The following is a 15989-nucleotide window of genomic DNA, read 5'->3' on the forward strand; positions in this document are numbered from 1 at the left end:
AGGGAATAGTCCGGGTTTTCATACCCGGATTATTTTTTTTATCTTTGTCCGTATGAAAATCATTGCAGACAGCGGATCGACCAAATGTACCTGGTTGATGACCGACGGCGTGCATACGACGGAGCTGCGTACGCGGGGTATCAATGCCGTGCAGAACTCCCCGGAGCTGATACGCGAAGCGCTCGCCGAACTTCCTCCCTGTGAAAAACCGGAGGCTATCTATTTTTACGGCGCGGGATGCGGCCGCACGTTCCCCGAGGCGACGGCCAAAATGGTGCGGGCGCTGCGCGAACATTTCGGCGCGGATCATATCGAGGCCGAATCGGATTTGCTGGGTGCTGCCCGGGCCCTGTTCGGCCGCGGCGAGGGTGTCGCCTGTATCCTCGGCACGGGTTCCAATTCGTGCTGGTGCCGCGGCGGGGAGATTGTCGAGAACGTGCCTCCGCTGGGATACGTCCTGGGCGACGAGGGCAGCGGATCGGCGATGGGCCGCAACCTCGTGAACGGCATTTTCAAGGGGCACATTCCCCTGCGCGAAGCGTTTCTGGCGGCGCACGGCCTGACCTACGAGGAGATTATCCGCCGGGTTTACAGCGAGCCGTATGCCAACCGTTTCCTGGCGTCGTTCGCACCTTTCGTCCATGCGCATCTGGATTGTCCCGAGGTGCGGGCGATGGTGCTGAAAACCTTTGCGGATTTTGCCGAGCGCAATTTGAGCCGCTATCCGGCACATCTTCCCGTCGGCTGCGTCGGCGGTGTGGCTGCTGGTTTTGCCGACCTGCTGCGCGCGGCCCTCGCACAATGCGGTTACCAGGTCGGACAAATCGTCGCATCGCCTGCGGCGGGACTTATCGAATATCATTATGGAAAATAGAATTACGGAACAGGCCTCGGCCTATGATGATTTGCAGCGGATGTCGGTACACGACATCCTGACTGGAATAAACCGGGAGGATGCGCGGGTGCATGAAGCCGTGCGGCAGACCATTCCCGTGATGGAAAAACTTGTGGAGCGCATCGTGGAGCGCATGGAGCGCGGCGGGCGGATGTTTTACATCGGCGCCGGCACCAGCGGCCGGCTCGGTGTGACGGACGCTTCGGAGCTTCCTCCGACCTACGGCGTGCCGTTCGATTTGGTCATCGGCCTGATTGCGGGCGGCGACGGAGCCCTGCGGCGCGCCGTGGAGAACGCCGAGGACGATACCGAGGGTGCCTGGCGCGACATGGCGCCTTACGGCCCGACCGATAAAGACGTGCTGATCGGCATTGCGGCGTCGGGTACGACGCCTTATGTGATCGGCGGCCTGCGCACGGCGCGGCAGCACGGCCTGTTGACGGGCGCCGTCACGTGCAATCCCGCGTCGCCCGTGGCTGCCGAGGCGGAGTATGCGCTCGAAGCGGTCGTGGGGCCCGAGTTCGTGACGGGATCGACCCGCATGAAAGCGGGTACGGCGCAGAAGCTGATGCTCAATATGCTCTCTACGTCCGTGATGATTCGGCTGGGACGTGTCGAGGGCAACCGCATGGTCAACATGCAGCTTACCAACGACAAACTCGTGGACCGCGGCACCCGCATGGTGGCCGAGGCTTCGGGCCTGCCCGAAAAAGAGTCCCGCGAATTGCTGCTGCGATACGGTTCGGTGAAAAAGGCACTGGAACATGTACCGCAGCCTGAATGAGTATATCGCCCTGCTGGAGCACGAGGGGGAGTTGGTGCGCATCGGCGCCCCCGTGTCGCCCGTCGAGGAGATTGCGGAGATTACCGACCGCATCTCCAAAATGCCGGGCGGCGGCAAAGCCCTCCTTTTCGAAAATACCGGCACGGAGTTCCCCGTGCTGACCAATATGTTCGGCTCGGAGCGCCGCATGGCGCTGGCCTTGGGCGTCGGGTCGCTCGGTGAACTCTCCGCCCGTATCGACGGCCTGCTGAAAGAGGCCGCCGCTCCGCGCACTTCCCTGACGGACAAGCTGCGCGCCCTGCCCATGCTGGCCGAAATGGCCCGCTGGTTTCCGCGTACCGCCTCGGGCCGGGGCGCATGCCAGCAGGTCGTGCATACCGGCGGCGAAGCGTCGCTGGCCGCGCTTCCGGTCCTGAAATGCTGGCCTGCCGACGGCGGCCGTTTCGTGACCCTGCCGATGGTCAATACCGTCGACCCCGAAACGGGCGTGCGCAATGTCGGCATGTACCGCATGCAGCTCTTCGACGACCGTACGACGGGCATGCACTGGCATATCCATAAGACGGGCGCCCGGCATTACGATGCCTGCAAGCGCCTGGGACGGCGGATGCCCGTTTCAATCGCCTTGGGCGGCGATCCCGCCTACACCTATGCCGCAACGGCCCCGATGCCCGACAACATGGACGAGTACCTGCTGGCCGGTTTTCTGCGGCGCCGTCCGGTGAAACTCGTAAAATGCATTACCAACGACATCTATGTCCCGGCCGACTGCGACTTCGTAATCGAGGGGTATGTCGACCCGGCCGAGGCGAAGGGCGTCGAAGGGCCTTTCGGCGACCATACGGGTTTCTATTCGCTCGAAGACCGCTATCCGCTTTTCCACGTTACAGCCGTCACGCATCGCCGGGATGCGGTTTATCCGGCCACAATCGTCGGCATTCCCCCGCAGGAGGACGCCTGTATCGCCCGGGCGACGGAGCGCATCTTCCTGGCGCCGATACGCATGGCCCTGCAGCCCGAAGTCCGCGACCTGTCGATGCCCGAGGCCGGTACGGCGCACAATATCGCTGTCGTTTCGATTGACCGCCGTTACGGGGGGCAGGCCGTGAAAGTGGCCCAGTCGCTGTGGGGTGCGGGGCAGATGATGTTCAACAAATACATGCTCGTCGTGCCGTCCGGTACCGATGTGCGCGATGCCGATGCGCTGGCGCGATTCGTACGGCGCCTCGACCCGGTGCGTGACGTTGTCCGCAGCGAGGGAATCCTCGACGTGCTCGACCACGCGACGGCGACGCCCGGTTTCGGCGGTAAAATTGCATTGGACGCTACGGCCGTCGATCCCGGTGCTCCGGTGCCGGACATCCCGGCCTTGCCGGAGGGATTTCGCACCGACCTGCTCGAAAAGTGGGGCGTTGCGCTCGCGTTTGCCGAGCCCGGGGCGTGTGTGCGGGTGCCCGGGGGCGTGAAATACCTTGCGGTGTTCGATTCCGCCGCTGCCGAACTTACTGCCCGGGAGCTTTTGTGGCTTGCGGCTGCCAATACCGACCCGCGGCGCGATGTGCGGGCGGAGGGCACGGCGCTCGTAATCGACGCCCGGAGCAAACGTCCCGGAGCGGGGGAGAACCCCGCCCGTTTCCCGAATGTCGTTACGGCATCGGAGCAGACCGTCGCACTGGTCGATTGCCGCTGGGCGGAATACGGGCTGGGGGCGTTCGTGGAATCGCCGTCGCGGCGCTACCGCCGCCTGCTGCTCTCCGGCGGGGCGCAGTGGTAGTGCGGGCGGCTGGTCCGATAGATGTGTAAACAACTTCTGTGTATGGCGAAATTCTTTTCAGAGCGTGAGATTCGTGCCATTGCGGTTTTCCTGCCGCTGGCCGGACTGTTGGTGCTCGGTGTCGTCCTCGTGCGGCCGAAAGCCGATCCTGCGGCTGCCCTGCGGGCCGAGGCCGAAATGGAGGAGCGGGCGGATACGCTCGTCATGCGGCCGTTCGATCCCAATACCGTCGACTACGACGGACTGCGGCGGCTGGGGCTGTCGAAGCACGAGGCCGTGAGCCTGCTGAAGTACCGCGCCGCGGGCAAGATTTTCCGCATCCCCGAAGACCTGACCCTCTGCTACGGCATCGACGATTCGCTCTTCCGCCGGCTCGAGCCTTATGTGCGTATCGGGCGCAAATATGCTATTGCCCCGCAGGAGTTTCGCAGGGGGCGTGTCGTCGCCGAGCCGATGCCGCCCTCGCGTTTCCGCCTCGATACCGTGAGCGCCCGCTACCTGCGTGCTATCGGCGCACTGTCGAAACGGCAGGCCGAGGCTTTTATTCGCTGGCGCGATTTGAGCGGCATTTACGATATGGAGGAGCTGCGCGCCTGTTATGTCGTGAGCGATTCGGTGGCCGCGGCACTCGAGCCCTACATTATTTTTCCCGAGCGGCAGACCGCACCGATCGACGAACCCGTAGAGATTAACACGGCCGATTCGGCCGCGCTGCGCAGCGTCGTCGGAATCGGGGAGCGCACCGTCGTTTCGATTCTGAATTACCGCGGCCGCCTCGGCGGATTCGTTTGCGTGGAGCAACTTGCAGAGGTTCCGGGGGTCACGGAACGCAATTATGAGAAAATTTTGAAACAAATTTGCTGCGATAGTTGTGAAATTCGGAAAATTGATGTTAACTTTGCAACCCCGAAAGCACTTGGACGGCATCCTTACATCCCGCCGCAGACGCTTCGGAAGTTACTTAAAAAAAGACAGTTGAAAGGAGGTTGGAGTACCGCAGAGGAATTGATCGAAGATAAAATATTGACCCGCGAGGAGGCAGCACGGCTGGCTCCCTACCTGCGGTTCGGTACCCGAAGCGGATCTGACGACGAGTAAACGCATGTCCTGCGGGGAGGGCTATCGGAAGATATGCGCCCCGAAAACCTTAAGTAAACGAACGAATTATTAAAACAATAAAAAAAGAAAATATTATGATTATCATGCCGGTAAAAGAGGGCGAAAACATCGAGCGCGCCCTGAAAAAGTTCAAACGTAAATACGAGCGCACGGGCGTCCTGAAGGAGCTTCGCCGTCGCCAGTACTTCACCAAACCTTCGATTGCGAAGCGCGAGGCGATGCAGCACGCTGTTTACGTGGAACATATGTACCGCGACGAGGAATAATCCTCACGGCGTTCAGCCCATATACCCCGGAACTGCAAAAGTTCCGGGGCTTTTTTTGCCTTTCTGCCGGCTATTCTTGTTCGTCCGCACCGCCGTCCCCGCGGTTATGCAGCCCGCAGTCATACCTCCCGCAGTTGTCCCCTGCATCCATATAGTCTGCTGCCGCACAGTCAGTTGCTTTGCAAACAGCATTCGTCCTTATCCCCATGCTTTCGCATTCGCCCGTTTGTCCGCCTGTCCATTTACCCCCCCCCGAAAACGGTTGTTGCATATTCCTGCGGCTGTTTTCCCCATTTTATACATAGGTAGTATTGTGATAACTAAAAAATATAGTTAAAAAACTACATGAAATAGTTGTGTGTGAAATTTTTTTAGTTACCTTTGTTTCCGTAAGCCGCGGCGAATTGTCGTTGCGGCGTGAAAAAACGATACGATGGAAAAACTGACACGCAGGGAAGAGGAGCTGATGCGCTGCTTCTGGGAACACGGCCCGTTGTTCGTGCGCGAACTGGTGGCGCTTGCCGGGGAGCCCAAACCCCATTTCAACACGCTTTCGACGATGGTACGTGCGCTCGAAGCCAAAGGGTACGTAGCCCACAATACGTTCGGCAGCACCTACCAGTACTATCCGGTGGTGACCGAGGAGGAGTTCTCGCGCCGTACGCTGGGCGGTGTAATCAGCAAATATTTCGAAAATTCCTACCTCGGCGCCGTGTCGGCGCTGGTCGAGGAGGAGAAAATTTCGGTCGGCGAGCTGCGGGAGCTGATCGACCGTATCGAGCATCAAAACCGCCGTTAGCCATGTACGGCCTGATGATATACAGCCTGAAAGTCGGGGCCTGCCTGGCGGTTTTCTACTTGTTTTTCAAGTTGCTGTTGAGCCGTGAAACTTTTCACCGCCTGAACCGCGTCGTGCTGCTCGCCGTCATGGTGCTGTCGTTCGTGCTGCCCCTGTGCGTCATTACAATCTACCGCGAACTGCCTGTGTTGCCCGAACAGCCTGTATCTCCGGTGATGTACGAAACTCCGGCCCGACCGCAGCCCGATCCCTTTCCGTGGGATAAGGTAGTTGCCGTGGCCTTCCTGACCGGCGCCGGTGCGACGCTCCTGTGGACGCTCTGTTCGGTAATCGGTGTGGGACGCATGATTCGCCGGGGCCGCCGCGAGCGGCTGGACGCAGGTTCGGTACTGGTGCGCACCGACCGGCCCGTTACGCCTTTCAGCTGGTGGCGTTATATCGTCCTTTCGGAAAAAGACCTGGCGGAAAACGGCGAGGCGATCATCCGGCACGAGAGAGCCCACCTGAGGCTGCGGCATTCGCTCGATTTACTTGTGATTGACATTGCCGGCTGCCTGCAGTGGTTCAATCCTGCGATGTGGCTGCTGCGCCGTGAACTGCGGGCCATCCACGAATACGAAGCCGACGAAGCGGTGCTTGCGAGCGGCGTCGATGCAAAGCACTATCAGTTGTTATTAATAAGGAAAGCTGCCGGCGGGAGGTGGTACTCGATTGCCAACAGCTTTAATCATAGTAAACTTAAAAACCGTATTACCATGATGTTACGTAAAAAATCGTCGCGGTGGGCCGGAGCTAAAACGCTTCTCTTGCTGCCCCTCACGGGAATCGCCCTCGGGGCGTTCGCCCGCACCGCCTATGTCTTTCCGGAAGACAAAGGTACGAAAAATAGAATTACCATCACAAAATCTTCCGTGGAGATTTCCGATAATAAACCGCTGATTCTGGTCGACGGTCGGGAAATCGCTTCGCTCGACTCGCTCGACAACGAACGGATTGCCTCGGTGAGTGTGTTGAAAGACGCCTCTGCGACAGCGATTTACGGTACGCGGGGTGTCAACGGTGTGATTCTCGTGTCCACGAAAGACGCGCAGGCAGATGCCGACGCGCAGGCCGATGCCGACGGGCAGACCGCTGTCGACGGGGAGTCGATCCGGGTCGTGGTGCGGGGCGCCGGAAAGATGTCCGACGTCCGGGTTGTCGGCTTTTCGACCCGGGCCCGGGAGGCGGAAGACCCTGCCGGGGAAACCGTTGTCCGGAACGTGGCCGAACTGCCCGGAACTTCGGGGAGTGAAACCCGAAGCGACGATACGCGGCGTTACACGCTCGACAGCGACGGGGACAGGGTGTCGATTACCTTGACGGATTCCGCTTTTCCGGCCAATGATACGACCCGTTATAAAATACGGTCGGTTACGACATCCCGTTCTGCTGCCGGCGGGGATGAAGCGGCGAATATCCTTTGGATTGTCGACGGCAAGGAAATCGCCGCGCCGGGCGACGGTGATCTGGATCCCGACCGGATTGCGTCCATCCGGGTGCTTAAGGGGGCATCCGCCGCGGAGAAGTATGCCGGCCGCGGGTTCGACGGTGTGATTGAAATTACGACCAAAAAGGCCGGAGCCGCTGCGAAGGGCCGGCGAGCCGCGTCGGTAACGGTGACGTCCGTCGGCGCAGACGCCGGCGAAAGAACGGCATCCGTGACCGAGGCCAGCCTGCAGGCCGCGGAAGAGGGACTCAAGGCCGCCCGTGCAGGGCTGGAAATGGCCCGTAAATACATGCCCGGGAAAGAGTGGAAACAGGCGCAGGCCGAGCTGGATAAAGCGCAGAAAGAACTGGCGACGGCACGCAGGACTTCCGCCGCGGAGCTCGCCGCCGCGCGGGAACAGTTGGAGGCCGTGCACATCCATACCGCTGGCGACGCTTGGAACGGGACGCAGGGGAACGACGGAATGTCCCAATCCCGCACTGCCGGAGAGGAGTCGGGCCCCGATGCAAAGAAGTCGCAGGATTGGCACGTGACGACCGGCCTGGGAACTACACGCGTGGATCATTCGATGACCAAAACGGGAAAAACCACTTTCTCGGGGCAGGTTACCCTGCATAATTCGTTGGAGATACCGGACGACTACCTGATTTTCATCAACGGCGAAAAAGCCTCCAAAGCGGACGTGCGCCGGATTGCACCCAAGAAAATCAAACGCATGGAGTTGCTGCGCGGCAGGGAGAACTGCAAGCAATACGGTGCAGACGTCGAGGGCGTGGTACGGATTACCACGCGCCGCTAACCCGGGAATTCCGGCCCGGATGTTCCCGGCGGCGGGCGGCGGACACGTTATGCCGCAACCGCCTTTCGTTGAAAAGAAAACCAACCATAAGCATAAAAAGTTCGCGCCCGGGACGGTTCTGCCGCCCCGGGTTTTTTATTATGCCCGCAATGCAGGCGCGAATGTTGCAGAATTTTTATCTGAAAAAGTTATCTTTGCACGAGAAACACAAAACAGAGGTTATGAAACGCCAGCTATTATTTCTGTCAGTTGTCATGCTTGCTGCATGCGGCCGGACATTCGAGCAGCGCACGTCCAAATATGCCGAGGTGGGGCCCGTGAGCGACAACCGCGCCGCGGTGCTCGACATCAACGAAGGCGTGGGCCGCTGGGGGTATGTCGACGGTGCGGGACGGCTTGCCGTCGAGTGCCGCTATGCCGGCGCCGGGAAATTCTCCGACGGCCTGGCTGCCGTGCAGGAGATCGAGGGGCTGTGGGGGTATATCGACACCGCAGGCCGGACGGTCGTTGCGCCGCAGTATACCGTGGCCGGGGAATTCGACGGCGGCATGGCGTGGGTGCAGGCCGGCGGCGAACGCTGGGGCCGTATCGACAATACGGGAAAGGTCGTCATTCCTTGCCTCTATACCGAGATCGGCGAACCCGACCAGCGCGGCTGGATGCGTGTGCGGCGCGACGGCAAGTGGGGCTGCCTGCGCGAAACGGGCGAAGTCGCCGTACCGTGTGCCTACGACCGGATCGGCGAACCGAATGCCTACGGGTTGATTCCCGTGACGAACGAGGGCAAGCACGGCTTCCTCGACAGTGACGGACGCGAGGCCCTGCCTTGTTTCTTCAGCTATATCTCCGAGTTCAAGGACGGCTATGCCCGTACGAATTACGGGGGCAGCATGGCGCTGCGCGACGAACCCTACGGCGGGCAGTGGGGCCTTATCGACACGCTGGGGCGCGAAACCATCCCCTGCCGCTATTACGACCTCGCCGCTCCCGGCGAGGGGCTTGCGGCGTTCAGGCTCGAACAGTTCGGCAACTACGGCTATGTCGACGTGAAGGGCAACGTGGCCATATCGCCGCGCTTTGCGGTCGCCCGGCCTTTTTCGAACGGTGTGGCGGTGGTCAGCTACAACAATGTCAACTTCGGGCTGGTAGACCGCAACGGCTCTGAAATCAGCTCGTTCCGCTATAAGCGCATCGGCAAGTTCAACGACGGCCTGGCGCCTTTCAACACCGACCTTTACGGCATGAATTTCCAGGGCATGGAACCCCGCTGCGGCTATATCGATACCGAGGGGCGGGAAGTGCTTCCCGCCAAATGGGACGATGCCGCCGAGTTCAGCGAGATGCGGGCCGCCGTCATGCGCTTCGGCATCGATTCCGAGGATTTCTACGACGCCCGGTGGGGATATATCGCGACGAACGGCCAGCTGGTCGTGCCGTTCAAGTACCACGAGGCCTATCCGTTCAGCTGCGGCCTGGCCCGTGTTTTCGTCAAGGGACTCGGGTACGGCTACATCGACCGCAAGGGCGAGGAGGTCGTGCCCTGCAAATACCAGGAGGCGGAGGATTTCCATGATTTCAGGGCACGGGTCAAGCAGTACGACCGGGTGCTGATAATCGACGACAAGGGCCGGATCGTAAACGACGAGGGTGCATGAAAAACGGAGGCCGAATGCCTCCGTTTTTCATGCACCCTGCATCTTTCGCATCTCCCCGGTTTCGGCGTTTGCGCCGCTTCCGCTCTGCCGGTCGTATCTTCGGTGCTTCCCGTCCCTTGCCGCTCCCGTCCCTTGCCGCTCCCGTTCCGGCCGGTTCCGTTTTCCGCTTTTCCTGTCTTCGTTGTTTTCCGGCTTTTGCTGCTCCCGTTTCTGCTGTTTGCATTTTCGGTGGTTTCCTGTGTTTGGCGGTACCGTTTTTTCGACGGTTGCGTCCGCTTCCTCTGTGGGGACGCCTATTTGAATCCCACGATTTCGGGGCGTGTCGGGCGGTAGCGGTACTGTTCGATGCGGGTCGAGTTCGACAGCCGGAAATATTCGCTTTCGACAAGCCCCCGTTTGCCGAACGCGACTCCCAGGCGAATCTGCACCGTGTTGAATACCAGCCGTTCGTTCCGGAGGCGTATGCCCACACCGAACGAGGTGAAAAAATCGTTTTGGAAAATATTGGCCGAGTAGCCGATTAGCCCGAAGTCGGCGAAGCCGAAAAAGGCGATTCGGAACCCGAGGGGCTGGTAGGGCGTGAAGATGACCGTTTCCGTATTGAGGAGCATGCGGTTGGTGCCGGTGACGTGCTCTTTGAGCGCCTGCAACCCGTTTTCCCGGGTGAAGCGTATCATCTCGTCGCTGCCGAAGCCGCGGTTCCATCCCTGTGTGTAGTTGAAAGCCAGGAACTGGCGGATGCGGCTGCGCCGCAGCAGGAAGAGGTTCGAGAACCATTTCAGGTCGACGTCCACGGCACTGTGGTTCCACTTGCCGTTGTCGAGGTCGATGTAGCTTCCCAGCGTAATGCCGCCCATGATGTAGCCCAGGCCCCGGAATCCGCCGGTCTGGTAGGACATGCCGAGGTACATCTCGTCGTTGAACTCGCCCCACGAATAGCCGCTGACCAGCTCCGCCTTGTAGCCCGTTGCGAGGTACTCTTTCGTACCGAACCCGTAAATCATGTTCGCCGTGAAGAATTTCTCGCGGTAGAGGCCCGCTCCGAAGAGCATGGCGTCGTAGTCGTGCAGCGCCGGGTTGTAGGTGGGCGTAACGGCGGGGCGCCGGCTGAACCGGGCGTAGCTGTAGCGGCCCGTGAAATAGACGCTCGAGTTGATGGAACGGATGTAGCGCGAGCGTCCGCCCCATGCGTCGAGGTTGCGGACTTTCACCAACAGCGAGGTGTCGAGGTCTATCATGTAGCGTTTGGACTTGATGTCGCTGTACGTAAGACCGATTTCGTAGTCCGTCGGACGGATGAATTCCTTGCGCAGCCCGAGGTTGAGTTCCGAGTTGTAGAAATCGCGGCCGGCCGAGAAGTCCGCCGTATAGAAGGTTCCCAGAACATTGGGGATGGAGTATTCGACGATGTTGCCGCCGTAGGAGAAATCCTTTCGGCTGAAGTTGGTCTTGAATTTCAGGGTGTTTCCCGTGCCGAAGATATTGGCGTCGGAGAGCCCGGCCATGGTGCGCCCCTGGCTGTGGATACCCGCATCGACGCTGATCGTCCAGCTGTCGCGCGTGCGGATGACGAGGTTTATGCGCGTGGTGTCGAGTGTATCGGGCACGATGACGAATTCGGTGTCGGAGATGTAGGGGCGCGAACGCAGCAGTTGTTTGTTGCGTACGGCCAGCTGCGGATCGAACTTGTCGCCCGGTTTGAAGAGCAGGTCGCGGCGTACGACCCGTTCGCGGGTTAACATGTGCATCTTGTTACCCGAGCGTTCGAGCCAGTTGCCGTCTGTATCGAACGGCAACTGCCGCTCGATGGTGATTTCGCCCACGGTTTTGCCAGCGTAGGGCTCCATGAGGCGGCTTTCGTCCAATACGCGGCCGTTGAGGGTGGTGTCGAGGACAGGTTTTACGAAAAGCATTCTGTACAGCATGCGCGGTACGGCGCGCCGGTTGGTCTTGGACTGGATGCTGTCGTAGAGCCGTTGGTTGCGCTCCGAAGTCGCCGTATTCAGGCTGTCGGGCCTGAAGCCGTCGTGGGAGGATATGTTGGGCCCGTCGGGGGAATACCGTCCCGGGGAATGCTTGTCGGGATAATGCATGCCGGGGCCGACCGTTCGGGCGGAACAAACGTTCATGGCGGCGAGGAGAATCAGCACGAGGAGTATACAGATCCGTCGAAACATATTCTCAAAGATAACGTATTTTTTCGGCAAAACGTACGCTGCTGCGGCTGGAGACGCGAAAAAGACGACCCGCAGAGGTCGTCTTTTTTACAAATTACACACATTGTGGAGGTTCTGCAGCCGTGTCGTGCGGAAATTTTTCGAGCCGCTGTGATGCATTTTCCCGGTTTCCGGGAGAGGCCGGCACCCGTAGGTTCCTCTGCCGGGGCTCTCCTGCTGCGTTTTTGCCATTTCGTTACGGCTTGCTGCGGATCCCGCTGCTTCTGCGGCGCTATCTGCGACCCTCTTTGGCCTCGATGCACTCGGTGGCGTGCGGAACTTTCATCAGGCGCTCCTTGGGAATCAGCTTGCCTGTGGTTTTACAGATGCCGTAGGTTTTATTTTCGATACGCACGAGGGCCATTTCCAGGTTGCGTATGAACTTCATCTGATGGGCCGCCAAGCGTCCGCTCTCCTCTTTCGAAAGCGTTGCCGCACCCTCTTCGAGAACCTTGAACGTCGGGGACGTATCCTCCGTATCGTTGTCTGCCGTGTGGGTGATCGTGGCGCGCAGCAGCTCGTAGTCCGCGCGCGCGTTTTCCAGCTTTTTCAGGATAAGCTGCTTGAACTCCTCGAGTTCGGCGTCGCTATATCTGGTTCTTTCGTCTGCCATAGTCGTCTTAATTGGTTTTATGTAAAATTAAATAATATTTCCGAGAATACCAAATTTTACATCGTTATATACAATATCGTCCGGACTGTGTCCGTGCGTCTTTCTCCACATGCTCCTCTCCACTGTTTCCGGCACTCCGGGACGGACTTTCCGCGGCAGGCGTAAGGGCGTCAGATGCGTGTTACGGCGATCCGCACCGGCTCGTCGTCGACTTCCGAGTCGACGACCACACCGCCTGCGGGCTGTGCCGCAGCCCTGACCTCCACGGCCAGCGTCTGCGATGCGATGTAACCTGCGTATTTGGCGACGGCGTCGGCCACGAGCTCTTTCTGCTCGATTTCGACGCGGATTTTGTCCGTCACCTCGAATCCCGAATCCTTGCGGATATTCTGGATGCGGTTTATCAACTCGCGTGCCACACCCTCCGCGCGGAGCTCGTCCGTTACCGTAATGTCCAGCGCCACGGTAAGTTTGCCCTCCGATGCTACCAGCCAGCCCGGCATGTCCTCCGAGGTGATTTCGAAGTCTGCGGGAGTCACGGTGATTCGTTCGGCTCCGAGGTCGAGCACGGTTTCCGGCGCGGCTTCGATTTGGGCGATGCGCTCCTGCGAGAACTCCGCGGTCATGGCGGCGATTTGCTTCATGTATTTGCCGTAGCGCGGGCCCAGGGTCTTGAAGTTGGGCTTGATGCGCTTGGTGATGATGCCCGTGGTCTTTTCGATCAGTTCGATTTCCTTGACGTTCACCTCGTTCAGGATGAGGTTCTTCACGGCCGCAATATGCGCGGCCGTGGCCGGGTCGAGTACCGGGATGAGTATCTTGGTGAGCGGCTGGCGCACCTTGATGGATACTTTGCGGCGCAGGGCCAGCACCATCGACGAAACGCGCTGTGCCAGCGACATCATCTCCTCCAGGCCGGCGTCGATTCGTTTTTCGTCGGCCTTCGGGAATGTCGAGAGGTGTACCGACTCGTCCGTATGGCGGCCGGTTACGGCGTTCAAATCGCGGAAGATGCGATCCGAGATGAACGGTGCGAACGGCGCCGAGAGCATCGACACGGTTTCCAGGCAGGTGTATAACGTCTGGTATGCCGCTAACTTGTCCTCGCTCATGCCGCCGCCCCAGAAACGTTTGCGGTTCAGGCGCACGTACCAGTTCGAGAGGTTTTCGCCCACGAACTCCTGGATGGCGCGTGCCGCGGGGGTCGGGTCGTACTCTTCGAGCGAGCGCGTTACGTCCTTGACCAGCGTATTGAGCAGCGAGATAATCCAGCGGTCGATTTCCGGCCGTTTCTCGACGGGAACTTCCGGCTCCTTGCCCGTGAACCCATCGACGTTGGCGTAGAGCGCGAAGAACGAATAGGTGTTGTAGAGCGTGCCGAAGAACTTGCGGCGCACTTCGTCCACGCCATCCTTGTCGAACTTGAGGTTGTCCCAGGGCTGCGAGTTGGAGATCATGTACCAGCGCGTGGCGTCGGCGCCGTAGGTCGCGAGCACTTCGAACGGATCGACGCCGTTGCCCAGTCGTTTCGACATTTTGTTGCCGTTCTTGTCGAGCACCAGCCCGTTCGAAATGATGTTCTTGAAAGCGACCGAGTCGAAGAGCATCGAAGCGATGGCGTGCAGCGTGAAGAACCAGCCGCGCGTCTGGTCGACGCCCTCGGCGATGAAGTCCGCCGGATAGACCGACTTGAAGTAGTCGCCGCCGTTCTCGAACGGATAGTGCAGCTGCGCATAGGGCATGGCGCCCGAGTCGAACCACACGTCGATCAGGTCGCTCTCGCGCTTCATCGGCTCGCCTTTCGACGATACGAGTACGATTTTGTCCACATAGGGGCGGTGCAGGTCGATGTTCCCGGTCGAATAGTTTTCTTTCGACATGTCGCCCACCTTGAAGTTCTTGTAGGGGTTTTCCTGCATGAAGCCCGCGGCGATCGATTTCTCGATTTCCGCCATCAGCTCTTCGATGGAACCGATGCACTTCACTTCCGAGTAATCCTCCGTGGCCCATACCGGCAGGGGCGTTCCCCAGAAGCGCGAACGCGAAAGGTTCCAGTCCACCAGCCCCTCGAGCCACTTGCCGAAGCGGCCCGATCCGGTCGATTCGGGTTTCCAGCGGATTGTCCGGTTCAGTTCGATCATCCGCTCGCGCAGCGCCGTGGTGCGGATGAACCACGAGTCGAGCGGGTAGTAGAGCACCGGCTTGTCGGTACGCCAGCAGTGGGGGTAGGAGTGGGTGTGCTTTTCAATCTTGAAAGCCTTGTTTTCGGCCTTGAGCATCACCGCGATGTCGATGTCGAGCGTTGTTTCGGCGTCGCAGGCGATATTCGGGTCGTAGGCGTTCTTGACGTAGCGGCCTGCGTACTCCTTGTATTTTTCGATGTCGATGTTGTTCTTTACGAATTCCGGATCGAGTTCCTCCACGAGGAAGAACTTGCCCTGTTTGTCGACCATCGGCTGGTTCTTGCCGGCCTTGTCGACCATGAACAGCGGTGCGATGCCCGCAGCGCGTCCCACGCGGTCGTCGTCGGCGCCGAACGTCGGGGCGATGTGCACGATACCCGTACCGTCGGAGGTGGTCACGTAGTCGCCGATGATGACGCGGAACGCATCGCCCATCGGTTTGACCCACGGGATTAGCTGCTCGTAGCGGATGCCCTCCAGTTCGGGGCCTTTCCAGCTTTCGCCCGTCAATTCGTACGTGCCCTCCATTTTCTTGGTGAAGTAGGCGGGTACGAGGTCGCGTGCGAGGATGACCGTCTGCGGCTGGTCGGTGTAGGGGTTGCGGCACTTGACCTTCACGTATTCGATCGAGGGGCCTACGGCCAGCGCCGTGTTCGACGGCAGCGTCCACGGCGTTGTCGTCCATGCCAGGAAGTAGAGCGTTCCCTCGACGTCGCCGAAGAGCTTCTCGCTCTTTTCGTCGCGCACGACCTTGAACTGCGCCGTGCAGGTCGTGTCTTTCACGTCGCGGTAGCAGCCCGGCTGGTTCAGTTCGTGGGTCGAGAGGCCGGTGCCCGCCGCCGGCGAGTAGGGCTGGATGGTGTAGCCCTTATAGAGCAGCCCCTTGTCGAAAAGCTGTTTGAGCAGCCACCACAGGGTTTCGATATACTTGTTGTCGTAGGTGATGTACGGGTCGTCCATGTTGACCCAGTAGCCCATCTTGCGCGTCAGGTCTTCCCACGCGCCGGTGAATTCCATGACGGCTTCGCGGCAGGTGCGGTTGTACTCTTCGATTGAAATCGTCTTGCCGATGTCCTCTTTGGTGATGCCGAGTTTCTTCTCTACGCCCAGCTCCACGGGAAGTCCGTGCGTGTCCCAACCGGCTTTGCGGTGTACGAGATACCCCTGCTGCGTCTTGTAGCGGCAGAATACGTCCTTGATCGTACGGGCCATGACGTGGTGGATTCCCGGCATGCCGTTGGCCGACGGGGGCCCTTCGTAGAACACGAACGCGGGATGTCCCTCACGCGTGGTGATGCTTTTGTGGAATGTGTCGTTGGTGTCCCACTCGCCGAGCACGTCGGCAGCCGTTTGCGCCAGGTCGAGGCCTTTATACTCTTTGAATTTCATGGTATTGTGTA

11 protein-coding genes are annotated in these 15989 nt (G+C 59.8%); 8 read left to right on the plus strand and 3 right to left on the minus strand.

What is annotated here, in order from left to right:
- Window positions 1-52: 52 nt before the first annotated feature.
- The 8 genes from QZT71_RS02575 (at window position 53) to QZT71_RS02610 (ending at window position 9577) form a co-directional block, all read left to right on the plus strand.
- A complete protein-coding gene (locus tag QZT71_RS02575; protein ID WP_295912029.1) occupies window positions 53-874 on the plus strand; it encodes an ATPase in 822 nt (273 codons plus the stop codon).
- Complete coding sequence (locus tag QZT71_RS02580) at window positions 864-1679, plus strand: N-acetylmuramic acid 6-phosphate etherase (RefSeq protein WP_295912030.1); 816 nt, start codon at window positions 864-866, stop codon at window positions 1677-1679. Before QZT71_RS02575 ends, QZT71_RS02580 begins: the two co-directional genes overlap by 11 nt.
- The gene (locus QZT71_RS02585) at window positions 1660-3453 is read left to right on the plus strand and encodes a menaquinone biosynthesis decarboxylase (protein ID WP_295912032.1); all 1794 of its coding nucleotides are present in this window, start codon (window positions 1660-1662) and stop codon (window positions 3451-3453) included. Before QZT71_RS02580 ends, QZT71_RS02585 begins: the two co-directional genes overlap by 20 nt.
- Before the next feature lie 42 nt (window positions 3454-3495).
- Window positions 3496-4551, plus strand: coding sequence for a helix-hairpin-helix domain-containing protein (locus QZT71_RS02590; RefSeq protein ID WP_295912034.1), 1056 nt, complete (start codon window positions 3496-3498; stop codon window positions 4549-4551).
- 95 nt (window positions 4552-4646) lie between these two features.
- Window positions 4647-4838: a 30S ribosomal protein S21 gene (gene rpsU / locus QZT71_RS02595; protein ID WP_010263190.1), complete on the plus strand. Its 192-nt coding sequence runs from the start codon at window positions 4647-4649 to the stop codon at window positions 4836-4838.
- Window positions 4839-5271: 433 nt separating this feature from the next.
- Window positions 5272-5637, plus strand: a complete 366-nt coding sequence (locus QZT71_RS02600; RefSeq protein ID WP_295912042.1) for a BlaI/MecI/CopY family transcriptional regulator — start codon at window positions 5272-5274, stop codon at window positions 5635-5637.
- Window positions 5638-5639: 2 nt separating this feature from the next.
- Window positions 5640-7922, plus strand: a complete 2283-nt coding sequence (locus QZT71_RS02605; RefSeq protein WP_295912045.1) for a M56 family metallopeptidase — start codon at window positions 5640-5642, stop codon at window positions 7920-7922.
- Between the two features lie 221 nt (window positions 7923-8143).
- Window positions 8144-9577: a WG repeat-containing protein gene (locus QZT71_RS02610; protein ID WP_295912047.1), complete on the plus strand. Its 1434-nt coding sequence runs from the start codon at window positions 8144-8146 to the stop codon at window positions 9575-9577.
- A 293-nt stretch (window positions 9578-9870) separates the two neighbouring features.
- Here QZT71_RS02610 and QZT71_RS02615 read toward each other — a convergent pair whose 3' ends face one another.
- The 3 genes from QZT71_RS02615 to ileS all read right to left on the minus strand — a co-directional run bounded on the left by QZT71_RS02615 (window position 9871) and on the right by ileS (window position 15978).
- Window positions 9871-11754 (minus strand): hypothetical protein, encoded by a 1884-nt coding sequence (locus tag QZT71_RS02615; RefSeq protein WP_295912049.1) that lies wholly within the window; start codon window positions 11752-11754, stop codon window positions 9871-9873.
- Between the two features lie 271 nt (window positions 11755-12025).
- Window positions 12026-12406: a TraR/DksA C4-type zinc finger protein gene (locus QZT71_RS02620; protein ID WP_009598700.1), complete on the minus strand. Its 381-nt coding sequence runs from the start codon at window positions 12404-12406 to the stop codon at window positions 12026-12028.
- A 170-nt stretch (window positions 12407-12576) separates the two neighbouring features.
- Window positions 12577-15978 carry an isoleucine--tRNA ligase gene (ileS, locus tag QZT71_RS02625; protein WP_295912059.1) on the minus strand — a complete coding sequence of 1134 codons (3402 nt, stop codon included), beginning with the start codon at window positions 15976-15978 and terminating at the stop codon, window positions 12577-12579.
- Window positions 15979-15989 lie beyond the last annotated feature (11 nt).

It is taken from the genome of uncultured Alistipes sp. (assembly GCF_902388705.1).
Lineage (GTDB): Bacteria > Bacteroidota > Bacteroidia > Bacteroidales > Rikenellaceae > Alistipes.

What these genes read in the sequence shown, in the direction of transcription:
- QZT71_RS02600 (WP_295912042.1), top strand. Translation starts at nt 5,272, where the DNA reads ATGGAAAAACTGACACGCAGGGAAGAGGAGCTGATGCGCTGCTTCTGG.
- QZT71_RS02575 (WP_295912029.1), top strand. Translation starts at nt 53, where the DNA reads ATGAAAATCATTGCAGACAGCGGATCGACCAAATGTACCTGGTTGATG.
- QZT71_RS02585 (WP_295912032.1), top strand. Translation starts at nt 1,660, where the DNA reads ATGTACCGCAGCCTGAATGAGTATATCGCCCTGCTGGAGCACGAGGGG.
- QZT71_RS02580 (WP_295912030.1), top strand. Translation starts at nt 864, where the DNA reads ATGGAAAATAGAATTACGGAACAGGCCTCGGCCTATGATGATTTGCAG.
- rpsU (WP_010263190.1), top strand. Translation starts at nt 4,647, where the DNA reads ATGATTATCATGCCGGTAAAAGAGGGCGAAAACATCGAGCGCGCCCTG.
- QZT71_RS02605 (WP_295912045.1), top strand. Translation starts at nt 5,640, where the DNA reads ATGTACGGCCTGATGATATACAGCCTGAAAGTCGGGGCCTGCCTGGCG.
- QZT71_RS02610 (WP_295912047.1), top strand. Translation starts at nt 8,144, where the DNA reads ATGAAACGCCAGCTATTATTTCTGTCAGTTGTCATGCTTGCTGCATGC.
- ileS (WP_295912059.1), bottom strand. Translation starts at nt 15,978, where the DNA reads ATGAAATTCAAAGAGTATAAAGGCCTCGACCTGGCGCAAACGGCTGCC.
- QZT71_RS02620 (WP_009598700.1), bottom strand. Translation starts at nt 12,406, where the DNA reads ATGGCAGACGAAAGAACCAGATATAGCGACGCCGAACTCGAGGAGTTC.
- QZT71_RS02615 (WP_295912049.1), bottom strand. Translation starts at nt 11,754, where the DNA reads ATGTTTCGACGGATCTGTATACTCCTCGTGCTGATTCTCCTCGCCGCC.
- QZT71_RS02590 (WP_295912034.1), top strand. Translation starts at nt 3,496, where the DNA reads ATGGCGAAATTCTTTTCAGAGCGTGAGATTCGTGCCATTGCGGTTTTC.